At 63.1% G+C, this 22,196-nt stretch carries 19 protein-coding genes; 3 read left to right on the forward strand and 16 right to left on the reverse strand.

Annotation, left to right across the window (positions count from 1 at the left end):
- Positions 1-32: 32 nt before the first annotated feature.
- Positions 33-2,426: a TonB-dependent receptor domain-containing protein gene (locus AAV94_RS02665; RefSeq protein ID WP_197407993.1), complete on the reverse strand. Its 2,394-nt coding sequence runs from the start codon at positions 2,424-2,426 to the stop codon at positions 33-35.
- 331 nt (positions 2,427-2,757) lie between these two features.
- Here AAV94_RS02665 and AAV94_RS02670 point away from each other — a divergent pair, with 331 nt between their 5' ends.
- Together AAV94_RS02670 and AAV94_RS02675 are read left to right on the forward strand one after the other, a co-directional pair.
- Positions 2,758-4,086, forward strand: coding sequence for a putative DNA modification/repair radical SAM protein (locus AAV94_RS02670; protein WP_046740848.1), 1,329 nt, complete (start codon positions 2,758-2,760; stop codon positions 4,084-4,086).
- A gap of 17 nt (positions 4,087-4,103) precedes the next feature.
- Positions 4,104-4,961, forward strand: a complete 858-nt coding sequence (locus tag AAV94_RS02675) for a TIGR03915 family putative DNA repair protein (protein ID WP_046740783.1) — start codon at positions 4,104-4,106, stop codon at positions 4,959-4,961.
- A gap of 92 nt (positions 4,962-5,053) precedes the next feature.
- On the opposite strand, the gene AAV94_RS02680 is transcribed toward AAV94_RS02675, so the two are convergent.
- The 15 genes from AAV94_RS02680 to hisB all read right to left on the reverse strand — a co-directional run bounded on the left by AAV94_RS02680 (position 5,054) and on the right by hisB (position 20,058).
- Positions 5,054-5,269 carry a TOBE domain-containing protein gene (locus tag AAV94_RS02680; RefSeq protein WP_046740784.1) on the reverse strand — a complete coding sequence of 72 codons (216 nt, stop codon included), beginning with the start codon at positions 5,267-5,269 and terminating at the stop codon, positions 5,054-5,056.
- 63 nt (positions 5,270-5,332) lie between these two features.
- The gene (locus AAV94_RS02685; protein ID WP_084824697.1) at positions 5,333-6,301 is read right to left on the reverse strand and encodes an ATP-binding cassette domain-containing protein; all 969 of its coding nucleotides are present in this window, start codon (positions 6,299-6,301) and stop codon (positions 5,333-5,335) included.
- A 14-nt stretch (positions 6,302-6,315) separates the two neighbouring features.
- Complete coding sequence (gene ssuC / locus AAV94_RS02690; protein WP_084824698.1) at positions 6,316-7,191, reverse strand: aliphatic sulfonate ABC transporter permease SsuC; 876 nt, start codon at positions 7,189-7,191, stop codon at positions 6,316-6,318.
- A 110-nt stretch (positions 7,192-7,301) separates the two neighbouring features.
- Positions 7,302-8,282: a sulfonate ABC transporter substrate-binding protein gene (locus tag AAV94_RS02695; protein ID WP_046740785.1), complete on the reverse strand. Its 981-nt coding sequence runs from the start codon at positions 8,280-8,282 to the stop codon at positions 7,302-7,304.
- A gap of 907 nt (positions 8,283-9,189) precedes the next feature.
- Positions 9,190-9,342: a type B 50S ribosomal protein L36 gene (gene ykgO, locus AAV94_RS02700; RefSeq protein ID WP_046740786.1), complete on the reverse strand. Its 153-nt coding sequence runs from the start codon at positions 9,340-9,342 to the stop codon at positions 9,190-9,192.
- A 31-nt stretch (positions 9,343-9,373) separates the two neighbouring features.
- Positions 9,374-11,500: a TonB-dependent receptor domain-containing protein gene (locus AAV94_RS02705; protein ID WP_084824699.1), complete on the reverse strand. Its 2,127-nt coding sequence runs from the start codon at positions 11,498-11,500 to the stop codon at positions 9,374-9,376.
- A gap of 80 nt (positions 11,501-11,580) precedes the next feature.
- On the reverse strand, positions 11,581-12,897 hold the full coding sequence (locus tag AAV94_RS02710; protein WP_156167938.1) for a hypothetical protein: 1,317 nt from the start codon (positions 12,895-12,897) through the stop codon (positions 11,581-11,583).
- 387 nt (positions 12,898-13,284) lie between these two features.
- The gene (locus AAV94_RS02715; protein ID WP_046740852.1) at positions 13,285-15,120 is read right to left on the reverse strand and encodes an ABC transporter ATP-binding protein; all 1,836 of its coding nucleotides are present in this window, start codon (positions 15,118-15,120) and stop codon (positions 13,285-13,287) included.
- 191 nt (positions 15,121-15,311) lie between these two features.
- Positions 15,312-15,692 carry a phosphoribosyl-ATP diphosphatase gene (locus AAV94_RS02720; RefSeq protein WP_407927302.1) on the reverse strand — a complete coding sequence of 127 codons (381 nt, stop codon included), beginning with the start codon at positions 15,690-15,692 and terminating at the stop codon, positions 15,312-15,314.
- Positions 15,693-15,694: 2 nt separating this feature from the next.
- Positions 15,695-16,096, reverse strand: a complete 402-nt coding sequence (gene hisI / locus AAV94_RS02725) for a phosphoribosyl-AMP cyclohydrolase (RefSeq protein WP_046740789.1) — start codon at positions 16,094-16,096, stop codon at positions 15,695-15,697.
- Between the two features lie 53 nt (positions 16,097-16,149).
- On the reverse strand, positions 16,150-16,950 hold the full coding sequence (hisF, locus tag AAV94_RS02730) for an imidazole glycerol phosphate synthase subunit HisF (RefSeq protein WP_046740790.1): 801 nt from the start codon (positions 16,948-16,950) through the stop codon (positions 16,150-16,152).
- A 21-nt stretch (positions 16,951-16,971) separates the two neighbouring features.
- Positions 16,972-17,880, reverse strand: a complete 909-nt coding sequence (locus AAV94_RS02735; protein WP_084824700.1) for a D-hexose-6-phosphate mutarotase — start codon at positions 17,878-17,880, stop codon at positions 16,972-16,974.
- Positions 17,880-18,629 (reverse strand): 1-(5-phosphoribosyl)-5-[(5-phosphoribosylamino)methylideneamino]imidazole-4-carboxamide isomerase, encoded by a 750-nt coding sequence (gene hisA / locus AAV94_RS02740; RefSeq protein WP_046740791.1) that lies wholly within the window; start codon positions 18,627-18,629, stop codon positions 17,880-17,882. The genes AAV94_RS02735 and hisA overlap by 1 nt, the downstream gene beginning before the upstream one ends.
- Positions 18,630-18,653: 24 nt before the next feature.
- A complete protein-coding gene (gene hisH, locus AAV94_RS02745) occupies positions 18,654-19,316 on the reverse strand; it encodes an imidazole glycerol phosphate synthase subunit HisH (RefSeq protein ID WP_046740792.1) in 663 nt (220 codons plus the stop codon).
- 109 nt (positions 19,317-19,425) lie between these two features.
- Complete coding sequence (gene hisB, locus AAV94_RS02750; protein WP_046740854.1) at positions 19,426-20,058, reverse strand: imidazoleglycerol-phosphate dehydratase HisB; 633 nt, start codon at positions 20,056-20,058, stop codon at positions 19,426-19,428.
- Positions 20,059-20,470: 412 nt separating this feature from the next.
- Between hisB and AAV94_RS02755 the strand changes: the two genes are divergently transcribed.
- Positions 20,471-22,168 carry a hypothetical protein gene (locus AAV94_RS02755; protein ID WP_046740793.1) on the forward strand — a complete coding sequence of 566 codons (1,698 nt, stop codon included), beginning with the start codon at positions 20,471-20,473 and terminating at the stop codon, positions 22,166-22,168.
- Positions 22,169-22,196: the final 28 nt, after the last annotated feature.

The raw sequence follows: 22,196 nt of genomic DNA on the forward strand, positions 1-22,196 counted from the left end.
CACCGCCATCGCCAGCCGCAAGCGCTGCACGCTCAGAAGCGCGCGTTGACGCTGATCCAGAAGCTGCGTGCCTTGTCCTTGTTGTTGTAATCGTCCAGATAACTGGGCTGCCAGCCATTGATGCAGCTGCTTCCGGATGTGCAGTTCACGAACTCCGTCTGATAGGTCGTGAAATCCTTGTCCAGCAGGTTGTTGATGCGCGCGTTGATGGTGAAGTTGTCGTTCAGGGCGTAGCTGGCACCCAGATGGAAGACCTCATAGTCCTTGTAGTACGCATCCCGGTCATTGATCTGGCCACGGTAGCGCTTGGAACGCGCCTCCATCGTCAGGAAAACGTTGAGCCGATCCATTGCCTGCCAGTCCAGCGTCGTGTTGAGCATGTGCTTGGCCACATTGCCCATCGGGCGGCCCTTTTCGGCACCGCTTTTCTGCTCGCTGTCCGTATAGGTGTAGTTGCCTCGCAGCATCCACTGGGGCGTGATCTGCCAGCGCCCGGCCACTTCCAGGCCCTGGATGACCACCTTGTCGATGTTGGTCGTGCGCGACGACGATGTGTAACCGAGATCGGCGTACTCGCCGCTGCTTGAGCAGGCCAGCGGAGTGCCCGCACCACACGGCTGGCTGGCAATCTTGTCCTTGAAATCATTGCGGAACACGGTGGCATTGAAGGCATGTCCGCGCGGGTGGTTCCAGTAGACCGCCAGCTCGGTGTTGCGGCTGGTCTCGGGCTTGAGATCCGGATTGCCGAACATGGGAGAGGTTCCCTGCCCGCCAAAGCCTCGGATACCGTCGTACAGGTCAGTGGTCTTCGGGGTCTTGTAGCCGGTGCTGACGCCGCCCTTGACCGTCCATTCGGACGTCCACGCGTAGACGCCATACAGACGCGGCGAGATGCGATTGCCAAAGATTTTGTGGTCGTCGTAGCGTACGCCACCGGTCAGGGTAAACTTCTCGGTGGGCATCCAGTTGTCCTCGGCAAACAGGGACCACATCTTGTGCTCCTGGGCCTGTCCGGGCGTGCCGGATTCCATACCGAAGACACCGTCGCGCAGCTCACCGTCGATGTATTGCCCCCCCACCACGAGCAGATGGTCTCCCGCCAGGCCGCTCAGCGGGATGTCGAGCTTCGCATCAAGCGTGTATTGGTTACTCTGCAACGTACGTTTGGGGCGCGGCAGGAATTGCGCCTCGGCCGCTGCCCGGCGCTGCGCCTCACTCATGCCTGCGTAGGCACCCGTGCCATCAATCATCTCCAGCAGGCGCCTGCGCTCGTCCACGGTAAATGGCAGGGTACGGCCGTTGTTGTCCGTCTCCACATAGGACAGCGACACCTGGCTATTGCCAAAGCCCCACTTGCCCTCATGCGACAGCGCCCACGCATCCCGCGTGAACTCCTGCTCGTCGACATATCCGACGCGGGGATTGGCGCGGCGGCTCCAGGTGCCACCGTTACTCGCACAGGCGTTAGCGTTGTTGCCCGTAGCACCGACGCAGACGTTGCCTGCCGCCCAGATGGTATCAATGCTGTCGCGCGTGCCCAACGGATAGCTGGTACGCCCGGTCAGCGGATCGGTCACCGGCGTGTTGTCGTAGACCTGCCTGGAGGTGTCGTAATCGAACGTGAAGCGGTGATCCGCACTGGGGGTCAGGTACAAGCTCAGACCCAACGCCTTGTTGGTGTTGTCAACCGTCTTGCCACCGCCACCAAAGCCCAGGCTACGCGGATGCAGCGTTCCGTCCGGTGCGACGGCCGCGGCATACGTCGGCGACGAGGCATCGCGGTCATAGCGGCTGCCGCGCAGGCTGATGCCCAGCAGCCCCGCAACGATCGGCCCGCGCAGGTTGAAGTCTGCCGTCGTGTCGTCGCCGAAGTCGCTGTCGGACTGGAACGTCCTGCCGACCGTTGCCGAGCCGCTCCAGCGCGTGATGTCCTTCTTGGTGATGATGTTGATCACCCCGCCCAGTGCATCAGCGCCGTAGAGCGTCGAGGCCGGCCCGCGGATGACCTCGATGCGCTCAATGGCATCCAGCGGGGGGATATGGTTGAACTGGTTGCCACCAAAGCCATTGGGATAGATGTCGCCATGATTGTTCTGGCGCTTGCCATCGATAAGGATCAGGGTGTAATCGGCGCCCATGCCCCGGATACTGATGGTGCGCTGTCCGGTCTTGTCGGAGGTTTCCCCCACATCCACCCCTTCCAGGTCCCGCACGGCATCAACCAGGCTCGTGTAGGGCCGCTTGCTCAACTCCTCCTGTGTGATGACAGAGATACTCGCGGGCGCGTCGGTAAGCTTCTGCTCGAAACCGGCGGCAGAGATCACCACCTCCCCCAGTACGGACGCCGTCTGCGCCGTCGATTCGGTCTGTGCAAAGCCGGAAGCGCTCAGCAGCGCAAGGGAAAGGGCAATCGGACTGCGCTTCAAGCACGGACTGTTGGTAGATATCAAGGCCATAACTCCAGAAGAAATGCCGAGGCGCCTGCCTTGCAGCCTACGGCGAATGAGAACGAGCAACGCCGTCGAATTTTCGTTAAAAAATTTCTTAATAATAATTATTCTTATTTTTAGTGTTGTTATTTATATTGTCTGACGCGATTTATGCTAAGAATCTCCCGGAGATGCCCCTGAGCAGCGGTACGGCCCTCGCGGCGGCAACGGCAAAGCTGACTGTTTCCGGTGTGAGAGACACTGGCGCAGACGCGGCATTGCCTGACGTATGGGCACTCATCGCAAGCATGGTGTATATTTTTACACCATGGATCTTCACCGCAAGCTCTTCATCCTCGCCGACGCAGCCAAGTACGATGCCAGCTGCTCTTCCAGCGGCGCACGTGGCCGCGACTCACGCGGCGGCAAAGGGATGGGCTCCACCGAGGGGATGGGCATCTGCCATAGCTACACGCCAGACGGCCGCTGCATTTCCCTGCTGAAGGTGCTGCTGACCAATTTCTGCATCTACGACTGCCTCTACTGCATCAACCGCAAGAGCTCCAATGTCCAGCGGGCGCGCTTTTCCGTGCAGGAAGTGGTGGACCTGACGCTGGACTTCTATCGGCGCAACTGCATTGAAGGGCTGTTCCTCTCCAGCGGCATCATCCGCTCGCCCGACTACACGATGGAACAGCTGGTGCGGGTGGCACGTTGCTTGCGCGAGGCGCATGACTTTCGCGGCTACATTCATCTCAAGACCATTCCCGATGCTGCACCGGAGCTGATCGAGCAGGCGGGCCGGTACGCAGATCGCCTGAGCATCAATGTGGAGCTGCCCACGGTGCAGGGCCTGCAACAGCTCGCTCCAGAAAAGAAGGCCGAGACGATCCGCCATGCCATGGGCTTCGTGGCAGGCAGGCTGGCCGCCAGACGCAGCGATGTCGTCGGTGCCAGACCCGTTTCGCTCGGCGTGGGCCAAACGGCCACCAGGGCGCGCCCTCCGCGCTTCTCGCCGGCAGGCCAAACGACGCAGATGATCGTCGGTGCCGACCGCGCCAGCGACGCCGACATTCTTGCCGCCAGCAGCGTGCTGTATGGTGATTTCGGCCTGCGACGCGTGTATTACTCCGCCTTCAGCCCCATTCCCGACGCCGCCCAGGCCCTCCCCGCCATCGCGCCGCCGCTGGTGCGGGAGCATCGTCTCTACCAGGCCGACTGGCTGGTGCGCTTTTACGGTTTCAGGCATGGAGAGATTACCCAGGGCCTGCCGCAGGGCATGCTTGATCTCGAGCTGGACCCCAAACTCGCCTGGGCGCTGGCCAACCGCCAGTCCTTTCCGGTGGTGCTGGATCGCGCGCCACGTGAAATGCTGCTGCGCGTGCCGGGCCTGGGCGTGAAGTCGGTACAGCTGCTGCTCAAGACGCGGCGCGTGCGCAGCATCCGCCTGGAGGACCTGGAACGCCTGCGTGTGCCTCTGGCCAAGGTGTTGCCCTTCGTCGAGCTGACCGGCCATCATCCTGGCGCCACGCTGGAGGACGCACACCTGCGCCAGCGTCTGCTCGCGCATGGTCAGCACAGCGCATTTTTGAAGCAATCGGCCCTGCAGCCTGCACGCACGCAGCCACAAGGGGCCGCACAGCTTGCGTTGTTTTAGTACCTGTTTGGTCCCCCATGCATTCTCGACCCGCGATGGCCATTACCTTGCAGTCCGCCTGGGACTGGGAGGGTTTTCGCCACAGTGCGTGCCTGCTGCTGCGCCATGGCGTGGCCCCGCACCAGGTGTCATGGCAGTGGCTCGACACACCTGCTGCTGCACCACAGGCGGATCTTTTCGCTGATGGCGGCGCACCATGCGCGGTGTCCGTAGCGGCGCTAGAGCACTGGCTGCAGCAGCATGCCGCAGAGTCTGTGGGCATCGCTGTGCCGCGCCTGCGCGCGCAGCAAATCCAGATTTGCCAAAGCGCCGCACTGCACTGCAGCAGTCAGCGCTACCTGCAGATCTATCGCTGGCTCTATCGCATCGCCCACGCCCCATCACTTCGCGATGACCCGCTGGATGTCGATGCGCACGCCATTGCACAGATGGCCAAGGCAGTCGGCCGGGAAATCCACAAGATGCGCGCCTTTGTGCGGTTTCGCCCCATGGCGGATGCCGATGGCCTCACGCACCATGTTGCATGGTTTGAACCTGAGCACTTTGTCATCGTCGCCAACGCGCCATTCTTCATTCGCCGCTTTGCCAATATGCGCTGGAGCATTCTCAGTCCGCAGGCCTGCTTGCATTGGGACCTGCAACAACTATTCGTCGGCGCGGGTGCCGATCCCAGCCAGCGCCCTCCACCCGACGCTGGCGAAGACCTGTGGTTGACCTACTACGCCACGACCTTCAATCCCGCCCGCCTCAAGACCGGCGCGATGCTGCGCGAAATGCCGCGCAAATACTGGCGCAATCTGCCGGAGGCCAGACTAATCAGCCCGCTGATTGCGCAGGCCGGGCCACGCAGCGCCAGAATGCTCGAAGGTTCCTGACCAGCGGGTTACGGTCGTTTCCCGCGTTGCTCGGACTGGCCTGGGGCGCGTTAGCGCTGTAACGTCCCACTGGGCTACCAGTCTGTTCGGCGTCACAGCTTGGCGATGGAGACTTCCGTCGACTTGACCAGCGCCACCACCTCAGAACCTACCTGCAGGCCCAGCTCATCGACTGAGCGCGTGGTGATCACCGAGGTGACGATGCCCGATGGGGTTTGCACGTCGATCTCCGAGAGGACATCGCCGCGCAGAATTTCCTTGATCCGGCCCTTGAACTGGTTGCGCACGTTAATGGCTTGAATGGTCATGCTTGTTCTCCTTGGCTAAGCAATGCCTGTACCGCACAGGCGTGGATGTGAGAGGCAATGGCGCTAAATCGCAAAATGCCAGGAGCCTGCGCGTGTCGGCACAGGCGGCGGCGCTTGCTCTGCAACCGGGGCAGTCGCGAGCACGCGGTCGAGGATGCGTTTTTCCAGAGCGGCGAACGCCGCGCTGCCCCGCTGCCTCGGGCGGGGCAAGTCGATGTGCGCATCAAGGGCGATGGCGCCGTCCTCAATCAGCAACACCCTATCGGCCAGCGCCACGGCTTCCTGCACGTCATGGGTGACCAGCAAGGCCGTAAAGCGCTGCTCCTGCCACAGCGCTTCAATCAAGGCGTGCATCTCAATGCGCGTGAGTGCATCCAGCGCGCCCAACGGCTCATCGAGCAGCAGCAACCGCGGCTGATGCACCAGCGCTCGCGCCAGCGAGACACGTTGACGTTGCCCTCCCGAAAGGTTGCTGGGCCATTCGCTGGCGCGCTCGGCCAGTCCGACCTTCGCCAACACCTCAGTGGCGGCGGCGCGGCGCTGCCTGGGTAGTCCCAGTGCGACATTGTCCAGCACGGATTTCCAGGGCAGCAGCCGCGCATCCTGGAACATCATGCGCGTGTGTCCGTTCAGTCCGGCACTGTCGTGTGCGCCGCGCTGCAGATTCCCCTGGCTCGGCTCCTCAAGGCCTGCGACCAGCCTCAGTAGCGTGCTCTTGCCGCAACCACTGCGCCCCACGATGGCCACGAACTCCCCAGGCTGGATCGACAGGTCGATCGGGCGCAGCACTTGGCGTGTTCCAAAGCGCTTGCTCACGCCGCGCAGCTCCACCCCCAGCCCTGCGGCATTGGCAGCGGCAGGCGGGCAACTTGCGTGAACCTGCGCCGGCCGTTGTTCGCCGACCTTGAGAAGAAAGGTAGGGACCCCCTCCAGTGCCGCGAACAGACGCACGGCATCGTCGCTGTCGTAACCGGCTTTCCCGCTACCTGCCGCGGTGCCGAAACTGGCTGCAAGCCTTTGCCATCGCTTCATCACGGTTCTCTTTCTCAACGGTAGTTGGGGTTCCAGCGCAGCAAGTGTTTCTCCAGCCAGCGTGCCAGCCAGTCAGCAAGCTTGCCCAGCAGTGCATAAAGCAAAATGCCTACCAGCACCACATCTGTTTGTAGGAATTCACGCGCATTCATGGTCAGGTAGCCGATACCGGATTGCGACGAGATGGTCTCTGCGACGATAAGAATCACCCACATCAGCCCCAGCGCAAAACGCAGCCCCACCAGAATCGAGGCCAGCGCCCCCGGCAGCACGATCTGCCAGTACAACTGCCAGCGATTGAGCCCGTAGGCCCGCCCCATCTCCACCAGCGCCGGGTCGACACTCTTGATGCCGTGGTAGGTGTTGATGTAGATCGGAAAAAACACCGCCAGCGCGATCAGAAAGAGCTTGGCCGCCTCATCGATGCCAAACCACAGGATCACCAGCGGAATCGTGGCCAGCGCAGGAATGTTGCGCACCATTTGAATGGTGGAGTCGAGCAGCTGATCGAACAGCCGCACCGAGCCGTTGAGGAGCCCCAGCACCAGTCCCAGACCTCCGCCAATGGCCAGCCCCAGCAAGGCGCGCTGGGTGCTGACGGCCACATGCGTCCACAGCTCGCCCGATACCGCCAGCGCCCAGAACGCCGCAAACACTGCCGATGGCGCAGGCAGCACCCGCGCCGAGAGCCAGCCCAGCTCGGCAGCCAGCTGCCACACGAGCAGCAGCAGTACGGGCACGATCCACGGCAGCAGCGTCTGCCCGCCAGCATGGCGCAGTCGTGCCCCCAGCGCCAGCAGCTGGGCCCCCAACGCGCGCTCGGGTGGGGCGTTCACGCTCGCCGCAGTGGGCAAGGCGGAAGTGGAAATTTCCTGAATATCCGCACGCATGGATCTCTCCTTTACCCGCGCAATGCGCCGCAGACGCCGGGGCCTGCCGCGCGTGCCTCAAACCAGACAACAGCCATGATGGACTCCTCGATCACCCACACGCAAGGCCATCACGCCGCGTTGCCACGCACATTGACCGGCTTGGGAATCAGCCTGAGGGAGGCGAACGTGTCGGCGATCTCTTGCTGCTCGTCAAGCACCTCCTCGCTGATGGGCAGCACGCCGAACGTGTTGCGCTGCAGATAGCGCAGCACCACCGCATTGGGCAGACCGAGAATCTGCGCCAGCTCCTCTGCGGCGGCCTCGCGATGCTGGCTGACCCACTGATCCAGCGTATTGAGCGAGTCGATGGCCGCGGCGATGATGTCCCCGTTTTGCTCAACGAATGCGCGGCAGGAAAAGTAGAAGTTACGGTTGTTCACCACGCCGGTGGCATCGGCAATCTGGCGCGCACCCAGACTGACCTCGGCGGCGGCCAGGAAGGGGTCCCAGATCAACCAGCCATCCACCGCGCCGCGCTCGAAGGCCGCACGCGCGTCCGCCGGAGGCAGGAATACCGACGACACGTCGGAGTATTTCAAGCCGTGCTTTTCCAGCGGCTTGACGAGAAAGAAGTGCACGTTCGAGCCTTTGTTGTACGCCAGTCGCTTGCCCTTGAGATCGGCCACCGACTGGATCGGCGAGTCGGCAGGCACGATCAGCGCCTCCAGCCGCGGCCGCGGGGGGCTCGAAGCGACATAGGCCAACGGCGCGCCAGCTGCCTGCGCGAAGATCGGCGGTGCCTCGCCCACATCGCCGAAGTCGATGGCGCCGACATTCAGCGCCTCCAGCTGTACGGGACCGGCATTGAACTCGGTCCATGTCACGCGCGCGCCCAGCTCTGCCAGCCGCTGCTCCAGCGTCCCGCGCGCCTTGAGCAAGCTCAGCAGCCCCTTCTGGTGGCCAATGCGCAGCAGCCGCTGCCCGGAAGGGCCGGCGTTGGACTGGCTCGCTGCCAGCGTCGGTACTGTTGCTGCCAGCGCCGCAAGCGCAATGGTTCCAAGCGCCTGACGGCGTGTTGCGGTGCGCGACAGTTGTGATGCATCGGACATGGTGTTTCTCTCTCCCAATTGAAAACAGCAAACAAGGCGTGCGCACGTTGAGGCTTGACGCCTCGTCCGACCTCGACGTGTGCAGGAACGATGGAAAGCAAGCGCCCGGTCAGGGCTGCCGCAGATCAGCACGCAAAGCGTGAAGGGTGCAAAGGAATGCCATGCGGGCCATTTGCCTTGCCTGGCGCAGCGTTGGAACATGGCGCCAACGCCTGGTGCGGCAACTTCACTGGCGTCAACCGCCACGCGACTGCAGTCGTCCTGAGTAGCCGCAATGCAGCCGCATTGCGAGCAACCGTCTGGCCGGGGTAAAACAGGGATTTGGAGATCATGGCAAGGGACTCTGTAATAAGGGTTTTTGATGGAGAGGGATGTTCTTGGCAACCTCGAACCCCTTCCCCTGCCATCCACCCCGCAGCCTTACCCATGTGATTGCTGCCTGCGCAATGACGCCGCAGGCTGGCCGCAACAGGCAGGCGTAACGCGCTGGACACGATGCCCGCGTCGCCTGGGCGCGCATCAGGTGAAAAACCATCTGCATGCCAGTCATGCAGTGATCTTCCAGAATGGGAGTCGAAGGGCGTCGTATCCATGCACGCCATTGTCTGAAGATCAGATAAAAACTAAAACTACTTAATTTTTACTTGCAAATAATTAAATCAATATATCAATGCCATTCGATGGTGGCAGGTCAGCAGTCCATCCAGCAAGCGTACTGCTTTGGCTGGCAGGCGGTGCATAGATCCTGCCTCCGCCCGTCGCCACGGCATGCAACGGTGCGCCGCGCAACGCGCAGACCGTTTCCGGCGCACGCGGCCGCAAAGCGGCCCGTGAACGCGCCCGTGCCGGTGGCGCATTCACAGGCCCACCCGGCTTTTCCGCCGGGATCCGCAGAGCATGCGGCGTGTCAACGCCCTTTGCGTCTGTTCTTGGCGCCGCCTTGGCGTGCCTTGAGGCGGGGGTTGGACTTGCAGATGACATAAATGCGCCCGCGGCGGCGCACGACTTGGCAGTCGCGGCTGCGCTGCTTGGCTTCCTTTAGTGAGGACAGGACTTGCATGGTTGGAAAAACTCCAGTGAGGGTTGATGGATCAGAAATCCAGCCGCGCGCCAACCTGCAAGGTGCGGCCACGCAGCGGTGAGGCCTGCTTGACAAACGAGCTGTGGTTGAAGGCCAGCTTGTCCAGCGCATTGTTCAAGCGCGCAAACAGGGTGTAGTGCTGCTGCGCACCCAGCGCGCCCTGCCACTGCACGTGCAGGTTCAGCATGTCATAGGCGCCGGTGCGGGTTTCGTAGTCGGCAATGCGGTTTTGCGCAAAGCTGCGGTACCACTCGCCCCCTACGCGCCAGCCTGCCAGACGCCAGCTGGCATCGACGCCCAGCCGGTGCGAAGGCACGCGAGGCACATTGCCGCCGCCGCTGAAGCGGGCACGCACCGCATCGCCAAACATGCCGACCTGCCACTGGCTGCCCAGCTGCTGATCCAGCCGCGCCTCCAGTCCCTTGAAGGTGGCGTCACGCTGGCGGTAGTCGATCAGCCGAAAGTCCTCGTACCGGTCCACGGTGCTGGCATAGATGTAGTTATCGATGCGGTTGTAGAACGCCGACAGCGCAAAGCGCGTGGCGCCAGCGGTCTTGCGCAGCGTGACATCCAGGTTGTGGGAGCGCTCGGCGCGCAGCTCAGGATTGCCGCGCTCCCATGTGTTGGAAGCCAGGTGAATGCCATCGGAAAACAGCTCCTCGGCCGTCGGCGCGCGCTGCGAGCGCGAGAGGCTAACGGCCACCGCATAGCCGGGCGTGAATGCCCAGTTGGCACCAGCCGATAGTGAGCCCATGTGGTGCTTGACGGTGCCGTAGCGGTGCGTGCCGTTGAGCTGTGCACTTTGCCACTCATAACGGCCACCCAGTTCAAAGCGCCAGTTGCCCACGCTGTATTCCTCCAGGGCAAACAATGCCCGGTTGCGCGTGTCGGTCGGCTCGACATAGGCCTCGCTGCCCGTCGCGCTGAATTCACGGCGGGTGTGCTGCACACCGATGATGCCGCGCAGACTGCCCGCGCCAATGGCAATGCGCTGGTGCTCCAGATCCAGGCGGGCGTCGTGTGCGCGGTTCTTGAAGGTCGTGCCAATGGCGCCGTGATCGATCTCGTCATGGCGATAGTCCGTCAGCCCAACCCGCAGGCGCGCGCGCGCCACACCTGGGACGGGATCCCGAAGTTCGCCGCGCAGATCCCAGCGTTCGGTGTCCATATCCACCAGCGCGATGTGTTCGCCATCACCATGATCGTGATCGTGATCGTGACCACCATGACCATGACCGCCGCAGTGCAATGCATCGCCATGCAGATGGCAGTCCTCATATTCGTGACTGTGGCCCGGCAATCCATATTTGCTGCGCAGCCGGCTGTAGGCCAGCCCCAGATAGCCTCGTTCATGGATGAAAGAGCCGCCCACGCTGCCATACCAGGTGTGGTTGTCCGAGCCGGGCACCCGGCTGGCACTCCAGCCGCTGCCAGCACGGTATTCGCCGGCAGAGCGCTTGAGCCCTTCGACGTGCAGCGCAAATGGCCCATGGCCGCCTGTCAACGAGAACAGACCACTGCCCTCATCAGCACCCGTGTCGCGGCGCAGTTCGATGCTGCTTTCATAGCCGCGCTCGGGCACGGCCGTAGGCACACGGCCATCGCGCACATTGACAACCCCTCCCGTGATGCCGCCGCCGTAGAGCAGCGTCGCGGGTCCACGCAGGATCTCGATGTCGGTCGCCAGCGCGGGTTCGACCCCGACGGCATGGTCGGGACTGGAGGTGGAGGCGTCCTGCACCTCGCTGCCATCGGAGAGGATGCGCACGCGCGCCCCGTCGGCGCCGCGAATGACAGGGCGCCCCGCCCCCGCACCATAGTTGTTGTTGCGCACACCCGGCAGCCCTTCCAGGGTTTCGCCCAGCGTCGCCGCACTGCGCTGACGCAGGGCCTCGCTGTCCAGGTATTCAACCGGCACCGTCGCGGCCTCCAGCGGAATGTCCAATGTGCTGCCCAGCACATGCACTTCCGGCAAGACGGCAGCCGGCGCTGCGGGTGCGTCAGCACGCGGTAGCGGCGCAGTCTGGCCAATCACGGAAAGCGGCATCAGCGTGCACAGTCCGGCAAGGGACAGTCGCCAAGACAAGGGATTGCTGCCAACAGCTGATGCCGGCAAACCAAGGGATTTCTTTGTCATGATTCAAAAAGACAGGCAATGACATAGCCGCAGCAGTCCAACCGGAATGCCGGGCCGAAAGGGAAAATGCAAGCGTGTTATCAATGCTCGTGCTCGGCAATGCCTAGCCAGACGAGACCGGTCGGACTGAAGTTGAGCGGAATGTCGCAATGCAGCTCAGCGACGGCCAGATCCAGCGTGCATAGCCGATTTGCCTGCGGATCGCTAAGCCAGGCTCTGTCCTCCGCCGCGCTGATAGCGATCGCAGGGAAAGGCGCCTCCTGGGGCATGGCAGCAATCGCCGAAGGGATTACCACCTTTGCACGCCAGTCGTGCGTATCAAGAATGCGCAAGGTCCCGAGTGCATCCAGCACCAGCAGGTGCTCTCCGGCCGCGTCCATGGCCTGCGCACGGATGGTGGCAGGTTGCGAGTCCGACCAGCCGATGGGCAAGACGGTGCCAGCAGCTGGATTGATCTCGAACAACTGGTCCGGACCGGCCAGGCCCACGAAGCGTTCATCGTGCGTGCTGCCTATGATCGAACCTATGCGCGCACTGCCGCTCAGCCCAGGCGGGTTGGGCAACTTGCTGGCCGTGAACACGCCCGGCTCCTCACGCACGATCAGAACGCCATCGCTGCAGCCAAACACCGTGTAATGGATGCTCGTGCCACCGCCATGCAGCCCCGGACACAGTGCCTCGTCAAAAGTCTTTTCAAGATGGAAATGATCGCCATGCCGGTGGTAGAGCGCCACCCGGTCAGGCAGTCCTCGCGCATCCGGGGCGCGCCAGCTCGCCAGCAAATGGTCGCCACGGGGCACGGCCAAGCCATGATGCGCAGTATCCAGCCGCTGCTCCGCCAACACCAGGCCTGCTTGGCCCGCGTCAATGCTGGCATCGCTGACCAACGCGATGGCGGCGTTCTCGCCAGACTGGGCATCACCATCAAAAAACACGGCAGCCTCGCGCGCATGTGCCACGTAGTGGGTCGGTGCCGGGCCTGTCAGTCGCGACGCCAGCAGCGTAGGATTCTCTGCATAGGGATGCTGGTGATCGCCATGGTCCTCCTGCCACAGTCCCCCGTCGACAAACTGCACCTGATTCCTGGTGCGCTGCACCAGCAACGCATAGCGATGATCCGGGCTGGCGTGGACGGCTGATGGCACATCGTCCACGTTGAAACTCTGCAGTAGGCGTGCATGCTCCAGATCCAGCACATGCACCTGCGCCACACCCGCCTGCGCCACAACCAGCCGCCCTGCCACAGGCTCGTGGTCATGGTCGTGGCCGTGGTCATCGTCAGTAGCAGGCGGAGGCTGCACGATGTCGACGTCACTGCTGCCTCCTCCGCATGCAGCCAGCGTTGCCACGCACGCCAACGTCACCGCACGCATGAGCCATTTTTGATTCAGAAACACCACTTCTCCTCCTTGGTTGGAACACCTGCTCGCCAGCACGAGCAGCAAGACCAGATTATAATGATATTTCGTTATCGTTTTATAGAAGAGCGGAAGGAAGATTCGTGCCCCATTTCCTACGTCAGGTGTGCGGAGACGGCCTGTGGCGTCAAAGGCTCCAAACGACTGCCAGTGCCCATCGCGCCGCGTTCCCGGTACAGGCGCGGCGACCGGCCCGGCTGGCAGATGCGGCCGGCCCCGGAGCAACATCTCGGCGCCTGCTGGCAACGCTGTCGTTGCCATGCCTGATCGACAGGCGCTGCGCAAGCGCCACATCGCGCGCAGCGGCACATACAGAAATCGTGGCCAGCCCGTCACTCCTGCAGGTGGCGCACGCAGCCTACCCGCTCAGCCCAGTTCCTGCCCGAGGAATCCGCCGCTCTGGCGTTGCCACAGCCGGGCATACATGCCCCCTCGTGCCAGCAATTCAGCATGGCTGCCTTCCTCGACGATGCGTCCTTGCTCCATCACGATCAGGCGATCCATCGCGGCAATGGTCGAGAGGCGGTGGGCAATCGCAATGACGGTCTTGCCTTGCATGATCTCGTTGAGGCTTTCCTGGATGGCGGCCTCCACTTCCGAGTCCAACGCGCTGGTGGCCTCGTCCAACAGCAAAATGGGCGCATTCTTGAGCAGTACGCGCGCAATGGCAATGCGTTGACGCTGCCCTCCTGACAGCTTGATGCCACGTTCCCCGACCATGGTGTCATAACCGGTGCGGCCCTGCGGATCAGACAGCCTGGCAATGAACGCATCCGCCTGCGCCCGCCGCGCCGCGTCAAACACCTCCTGCTCGCTGGCATCAGGGCGCCCATAGGCGATGTTGTCGCGGATCGAGCGATGCAAAAGTGACGTATCCTGTGTGACCAAGCCGATCGCAGCGCGCAGACTGTCCTGTGTGACCCGTGAGATGTCCTGCCCGTCAATCAGGATGCGGCCGCTGTCCACATCATAGAAGCGCAGCAACAAACTCAGCAATGTGCTCTTGCCGGCACCGGAGCGGCCCACCAGCCCGATCTTCTCGCCCGGCCGCACAGTCAGCGACAGCCCATCGAAGACCTGCCGGTCTCCTCCATAGTTGAACGAAACGTTCTCGAACACCACTTCGCCCCGCGTGACCTGCAGAGGCTTGGCATCCGGTGCATCGACCACCTGCGCAGACTTGGTCAGCGTGGCGATACCGTCCTGCACTGTGCCGATGTTCTCGAACAGGCCGGCCATCTGCCACATGATCCAGTGCGACATGCCGTTGACGCGCAACGCCATGGCGGTAACGGCGGCAACCGCGCCGACGCCCACCATCCCTTCGTGCCACAGCACCAAGGCATAGCCCCCTGCGGCAAGAATCAGACTGACGACCAACGTTTGATTGACGACTTCGAAAAGGCTGATCAACCGCATCTGGCGATAGCCGGTGCGCTGGAAGTCGACCATCGCCGCGCGTGCGAAATGGGCCTCGCGCCGGGTATGGGAAAACAGCTTGACAGTCTGAATGTTGGAGTAGGCATCCGTGATCCGCCCAGTCATCGATGACCGCGCGTGCGCCTGTTCCTGGCCAATCTTCCCGAGTCTGGGCACGAAATACGCCAACGCCGCGCCGAACAGCGCGATCCAGGCGATAAAGGGCAGCATCAGCCGCCAGTCGAAGCTGCCCACCAACGCAACAATCGTGATGAAATAGACGCCGATGCCGAGCACGATTTCGACGAAGGTCATCAGCACCTCCCGTACGGCCAGGGCTGTCTGCATCACCTTGGCCGTGACGCGACCGGCAAACTCGTCGGCAAAAAAACCCAGACTCTGGCGCAGCATCATGCGGTGAAAATTCCACCGCAGGCGCAAGGGCAGATTGATGGCCAGCGTCTGGTGCTGCAGCATGGTGCGCAGCGCCACCAGCACGATGCTGAGCACCATCACCACGGCAATGCCTGTCAACACGCGTCGCTGCTCTTCACTTGCAGCGACGCCGCTTTGCCAGCCATCCAGCAAGTCCACAACCTGCCCGAGAAAAGCAAACAGCCAAGCCTCGTAGATCGAAACGCTGGCGCTGAGCAGCGCCAGCAGCAGCACATACCCTCTCGCGCCCTTGGTGCACGCCCACACGAATGCAACAACGCCTTTAGGCAGTTGCTGTGGCTCGGGAGCCGGAAACGGATTAAGCAGACCTTCAAACCAGCGCAGCACAGGCATCCCCCGATACACGAAACCACCTATTATGAAGTGGCCGCGCCAATGCGCACGTCATCATTGACAGCGCCGCCTACCAAGGGCTGCCAAACCGGTAATTCAACAAGCGCAGTGGCAGAAACGGCGGCACCGCTGCCTGCTGGCACCCTCTTTCTGATGCGGGTTCGTCACCGCGCAGCGTAGGCGCTTCAACCGGCCGGACGCGATGCCTTCTCGACCAGCCCGCCAATTCCCTCGCGCCGCCGCAGCTCTGTCACCACATCCAGGCCGCTGCGATCAACATGTGCCAGCGCCACCAAGGTGTGAAACCACAGATCCGCCACCTCGTACACCAGCGCGTCGGTGGACTTGCGACCCGCCTGCACGTCCTTGGCGGCCATGACAACCTCAGCGGCTTCCTCCCCGATTTTCTTCAGAAATGCATCGGGCGCCTTGTCCGCGGCCAACAGGCGCGCCACGTAACTGCTGGCCGGATCGCCGCCGTTGGCCGGCTTGCGCGACTCGAAGACTTGCTGCAGATGGGCAAACAGCGCATCGGCGCTGCCCATGCCGTCGCTGGAGGAGGTCATGCTCATTTCTCGTAGATATGGCTCGGGTCCTTGAGCACGGGCGCAACGATTTTCCATTGGCCTTCCTCAAGTTGTTGGAAAAAGCAGCTATGCCTGCCGGTATGGCAGGCAATGCCTGGCTGATGCCCTTGCTGCGTGATGGTCAACAACACCACGTCATTGTCACAGTCGAGCCGGATCGCGTGCACCGTCTGGAAATGACCGGACTCCTCGCCCTTGTGCCACAGCCTGCCGCGCGAGCGGCTGTAATAAACGGCCTGGCCCGTTTGTGCCGTCAGCCGCAGCGCCTCCCGGTTCATCCAGGCAAACATCAGCACATCCCCGCTGCCCTGCTCCTGGGCAATCACCGGCACCAGCCCCTGCGCATCCCAGCACACAGCATCGAGCCACTGCTCGGAATGCACATCAGTCGTTATGTCGTTCACGTTGTGTCCTTCTCGTCTGCACCGCGTCAGAGTCAGATTCTGACGGCAATGCCGCGCTCTGCCATGTATGCCTTGGCCTGCGCGATGGTGAACGTGCCAAAGTGGAAGATGCTGGCTGCCAGTACCGCATCCGCGCCGCCCTCGGTAATGCCATCGGCCAGATGGGCCAGCGTGCCCACGCCGCCGGAGGCAATGACTGGAATCGGCACCGCGTCGCTGACCGCCCGTGTCAGCGCCAGATCGAAACCGCTTTGGGTGCCATCCTTGTCCATGCTGGTCAGCAGCAGCTCACCTGCACCGCGGCGCGCCATATCCTGGGCCCATTGCAGCGCGTCAAGGCCGGTGTCCCGGCGCCCGCCGTGGCTGTAGACGTTCCAGCCCGGCCCCAGCGGCTGGCCGTCGGGACCGCGCTGCTGTTCTGCCTCGGCACTACGGCGCTTGGCATCGATGGCCACGACGATGCACTGCGAGCCGTACTTCTGCGCGGCCTCATCGATCACATCGGGACGGGCGATTGCCGCCGAGTTGAAGCTGACCTTGTCCGCGCCAGCGTTGAGCAGGCGACGCACATCGGCGACGCTGCGCACGCCGCCGCCGACGGTCAGCGGAATGAAGACCTGGGAAGCCACGGCCTCGATGATCGGCAAAATGAGATCGCGCCCATCACTGGTGGCGGTGATGTCCAGAAAGGTCAGCTCGTCTGCGCCCTGTTCGTTATAACGTGCCGCAATCTCGACAGGATCACCGGCATCGCGCAGCGCAACAAAGTTCACACCCTTGACAACGCGCCCGCCCGTGACGTCCAGACAGGGAATGATCCGTTTGGCCAGCATAGTCTTGTCCACTCTTTTTCTTCACGCGGCGGCGCCATTGCCCGCCCGCTGCCAGTGCAAGGTCTGCCAACCTTCCCAGCATTCGCCAGGCGCCAGCACCACAGCCTGATCGACGCAGGCCGCTTCCACGCACAGCATGCGCTGCCAGCCCTCGGGCGGCAAGTCATCCGCCGCACGGTCCGGGCCGGGATTCCACACCACCGTTTGCGGACAGCTGCTACTCTGTTCAATCGCAAGCTGCCTATGTGGATGGGCCGCATGGCTGTTGGCCAGTACCAGTGGCTGCCCCCCTGATTGGTAGACGCAGTCGATGTGCGTACTCACCAACGGCTCAGCCTGGGCCTGCCCATGTACATTGCTGACCGCATCCCAGAAACGCGCGCCTCGCAGGCCGCAAAGCCGTGCCTGGAAGATGTCATCCACCGCCAGATAGGTATGCAGCGCTGCAGTGAAGGACCAGGACGCGGTGTCGACATTTTCCACCTGCAACGCCATACGCAGCTGGTCGGGCGCCAGTTGCACCGTCAGCTCCAGATCGAAGGCATGGGGCCAGAAGGCACGGCTGACAGGCCCGTCCGCCAGCTGCAACACCAGCTGCTGCGAGTCGGCCAGCACATGCGCCTTCAGCCGCCACGGCAGGTTGCGGGCAAAGCCATGGTGCATTAACGGACCACGCTGGCTGAACTGCGGAAAGCACACCGGCACGCCGCCACGCACGGCATTCTGGCCATCCAGCTGGGCGCGCGAACTCAAGTAGAGATGCTCGGCGCCATCACCCGTCCGCCAGGAAACAAGCTGTCCTCCGTGCATCAACACCGTTGCGCGATCACCGGCTGGCCCCACCAGCGTCAGCGCTGGCAGGCCATGCAACAGATGCGCATGCAGCCCCGGTGCCTCCAGCGCAGCCGGCTGCACAGTCGACGCATCCATCACGCCTGATCACCCAGCAGCGCGTCGGCGCGCGCCTGCGCACTGGCGAAGTCGAGATCGCCGGTATAGATCGCGCGACCGCAGATCACGCCCTCAATGCCTTCGTCGGCCACGGCAACGAGCTTTTCGATGTCCGTGATGTCCTTGAGGCCGCCACTGGCAATGACCGGGATGTCCACCGACTGCGCCAGCCGCACGGTCGCGTCGACGTTGATGCCGCTGAGCATGCCGTCACGGCCGATATCGGTGTAGATGATGGACTCGACACCGTAGTCCTCGAACTTGCGTGCCAGATCGACCACGTCGGCTCCCGTGATCTTGCTCCAGCCATCGGTCGCAACCTTGCCATCCTTGGCGTCCAGCCCGACGATGATGTGCCCGCCGAACGCGCTGCAGGCGTCGCGCAGAAAGCCCGGATTCTTGACCGCGGCCGTTCCGATGATGACGTATTCAATGCCGGCGTCGATGTACTGCTCGATGGTGTCCAGATCCCGGATGCCCCCCCCCAACTGCACGGGAATCTCTTCATCCACTTCCTTGAGGATGGCCTTGATGGCAGCGAGGTTCTTGGGCTTGCCAGCGAATGCACCATTGAGGTCGACCAGATGCAGGCGGCGCGCGCCCGCATCGAGCCAGCGCCTGGCGACCAGCTGGGGCTGCTCGCCGAAAGTGGTCGATTGGTCCATGTCGCCTTGCACAAGGCGCACGCAGTGTCCGTCTTTGAGGTCGATGGCGGGAATCAGCAGCATGGTAGGTCGTGGAGGGGAAAAGTCTCAGGGTTGCCAGAACAGAAAGTTGCGGTACAGGGCAATGCCCTGATCGGCGCTTTTCTCGGGATGGAACTGGGTGGCAAACAGGTTGTCGCGCGCAATCGCGGCGGCAAACAGGCCGCCGTAATCGGCCTGACCAGCGCAGTGTGCGTCGTCGCGCAACTGCGCGTAGTAGCTGTGCACGAAGTAATACCAGCTACCATCGGCAATGCCTGCCCACATGGGATGTGCTGGTCGGCCCTGCGGGCGCGTGACGCGGTTCCAGCCCATCTGCGGAATCTTGTAGCGGCTGCCATCGGGTTGGCGCCGCCCCTCCAGCCGAAAACGTTGCACCCGGCCCGGAATCAGCCCCAGCGATGGCGTGTCGCCTTCCTCGCTGTGGTCGAGCAGCATCTGCATGCCCACACACACGCCAAACAGGGGCTTGCTCTCTGCTGCGCGCAGCACCGGTTCCAGCAGGCCGGATTCGCGCAACTCCCGCATGCAGTCGGCCATGGCGCCCTGACCCGGCAAGATGATGCGATGGGCCGACCGGATGACGGCCGCGTCCTGCGTGAGCACCACCTGCCAGTCGGTATCTGCCGCGGCGTGGCGCGCCGCCTGCCAGACCGAGCGCAGATTGCCCGAGCCGTAGTCGACCACCGCCAAAATCGGACTGTTCGTCATGAATCAAAAGAGAAGCTGGTGGAGGAAAACGCGCGCCGCCCGGCAATACCCGGAGGATGCGATGCGGACAGCCCGCTGCGGCCCCATGCCACCTCCGAATATCCACCCGTCAGAGCACGCCCTTGGTCGAAGGAATCACCCCGGCCATGCGCGCGTCGCGCTCAAGCGCCTGGCGCAGCGCCCGGCCGAAAGCCTTGAACGCCGTCTCTGCCTGGTGGTGTGCGTTGATGCCCTTGAGGTTGTCGATGTGCACCGTCGCCAACGCATGGTTGGCAAAGCCCTGGAAAAACTCGCAGGTCAGCTGGGTGTCGAACTGCCCGATCATTGCCGCAGTGAAGGGAATGTCAAAGTACAGCCCCGGCCGCCCGGACAGATCAATCACCGCCCGGCTGAGCGCCTCGTCCAGCGGCACGTACGCATAGCCATAGCGGCGCAGGCCCTTCTTGTCGCCAACTGCCTGCGCCAGCGCCTGCCCCAGGGTGATGCCGACATCCTCGACCGTATGGTGCCCGTCAATGTGCAGATCACCCTCGCAATGCACATCCAGATCGATCAGGCCATGGCGGGCGATCTGATCGAGCATGTGGTCAAAAAAGCCGATGCCCGTGTGCAGATTGCTGACGCCGCTGCCGTCGAGATTGACGCGCACATGGATGCGCGTCTCGGCGGTATGCCGGTTCACCTCGGCGATGCGATCGGCGAAATCGTGGCCGGGCGTGGGGACAAGTGCGGAGGATGTCATGCGTGCGGAAAATTCATCAACCATCAGACCAACACTGTCGATCCGCCGTGATACTGCGCACTATTGTATGCCGTATGCCGCAGCAAAAGCGGTAACACCCCAAGGTGGCGGCGCGCCACACGCCCGACGGCCGCCACACAACTTCGGCGCGACAGCCCACTGATTCAGTATGATGGCGTCAGTGCGCACCGGAGCAGTGCAAGCTGGGATGTGCGCAGACCGCAGGCGGAGGGGCCTGCAGCATCGTTGCACGTCAACCGGCAGGCCAGATCAGATTGAGAAAAACACCTACTTCCGCATTTGCCGGGCCGAAAAAGAATGGAGCGGTTCAGCGCATGCTGCGAGCGGCACTACGTGCGCAGCAGCAGTCATCCGTTTCCACTCCGCCCTATTTCCTTGCCTGTTCCCATTCATGAAGAAAACCGCCATCGCACTCGCCCTGACCGCCGCGCTCGCAGCCTGCTCACAGAAAGAGGCTGCACAGGAGGGCATTCCCCTGGCCTTTGCGCCTGCCGACACCGCATTCGTCTATGGCAATCTGGAACCCGCGCCGGAGTCCTTCGTGCGCGCCCGCGCAGCCTGGGTGGAGCAATTCAAATCGGCAGCGCTGCAGTCACTGCAACGTGCCCAGCAGAGCCTGGCCGCGCAGGGTGAGAACGCTGCCCGCGATGCCTTGCTCACCCTGGTGGGCGAACGTCTGCAGGAGCCGCAAACGCTGGCAAGCATGGGATTGGCCTTCAATGGCCTGATGGCCGCCTATGAAGTGAATGGGTCGCCAGTGCTGCGGCTGCAGTTGAGCGATGCAGACCAGTTCCGCGCGTTCATCGATACGCTGCAGACGCGCACTGGCCAGACCATTGCACAGGACTCGGTCGGCGACCAGCCCTTCTGGTACCTGCCGCTGCAGGCGACAGGCGGCAGCACCACGGACGAAGCGGTCGGATCTGCGCGCCTGATCGCTGCCATCGTGGGCGAGCACCTGGTGGTGGCGCTACAGCCCCACACGCAGGCCGAGACGTTGGCCGCGCTACTGGGGGTGGAGAAACCGGCCCAATCCATCATCAGCACCGGAGCACTGACCAAGGTCCACGAAATCTACGGCTACCAGCCCTATGGCGGCAGCCTGCTGGTGGACACCCAGCGCGCACTGACGACGTGGCTGAACCTGGCAGCGCCTGATACGCAGGACGCGCAAGCAAGTGTCGTTTGCCAGGGGGAACTGCAATCGCTGGCGGCCAAGGCGCCCCGTCTCGTGGCCGGTACGCTGCAAGCCAGCGACAGCCGCTACACGGCCGCTGCGCAGCTGGAGCTCGCATCGGATCTCGCTGCCCAGCTGGCGCCGATAACCGCCCCCGTTCCCGGGCTGGGCAGTGCAACCAGTGGTATTGAAATGGGGCTAGGCATCCATCTCGATCAGCTGGCAGGGTTTCTACAGAAGCAGGCGAACGCGGTTAGCGCCACGCCCTACCGCTGCGAGCAGCTGCAGCCACTCAACGAGGCCATTGCGCAGGTTGGCCAGGCACTGCCCAGCCTGTTTGCCACAGCCGGATTCTTCAGCGGCATTCGCGTGCATCTGGATGCCATCGACACCGAGACCCGTCAGCTGAGCGGCACGCTGCTGATCGCCTCGCGCAACCCCATGGCGCTGGTGGGGCTGGCGCAAAGCATGTTGCCGGAGCTGGCCTCTGCAGGCATTGCCCCTGATGGCAAGGCGCGCCCGCTGCAATCGCCTACGGCCGCCATGCTCGGTGCAGATGCACCATTGTGGATTGCCAGCAGCGACAAGGCCCTGGCCATCGGCATCGGCGCGGACCAGCAGAAAGCCGTTGAAGACGCCCTTGCGGCCAAGGCGAGCGAGCCCGCTCCGCTGCAGTACTACGGTGCCGATGGTGTCAATGCCGCCCGGCTGATGCAGCAGGCCGTCGCCAACATGGAGACCGCGTCGCCGGCATCCATCGCCGGCGGTGATCCGCAACAACAGCTGCGCTACGTGCTGGAGCCGCTGCTGCTTGCCGGCGCACGCATGTATGAAGACGTGGCCTTCACCCGCCTGCAATACGTGCTTGACGGACAGGGGCTGCAGGTTCAGCAGGACGTGCAGTTCAAGTGAGCCCAAAGGGCGCGCGCAGCCGACCATC

Source organism: Lampropedia cohaerens (genome assembly GCF_001005215.1).
GTDB lineage: Bacteria > Pseudomonadota > Gammaproteobacteria > Burkholderiales > Burkholderiaceae_C > Lampropedia > Lampropedia cohaerens.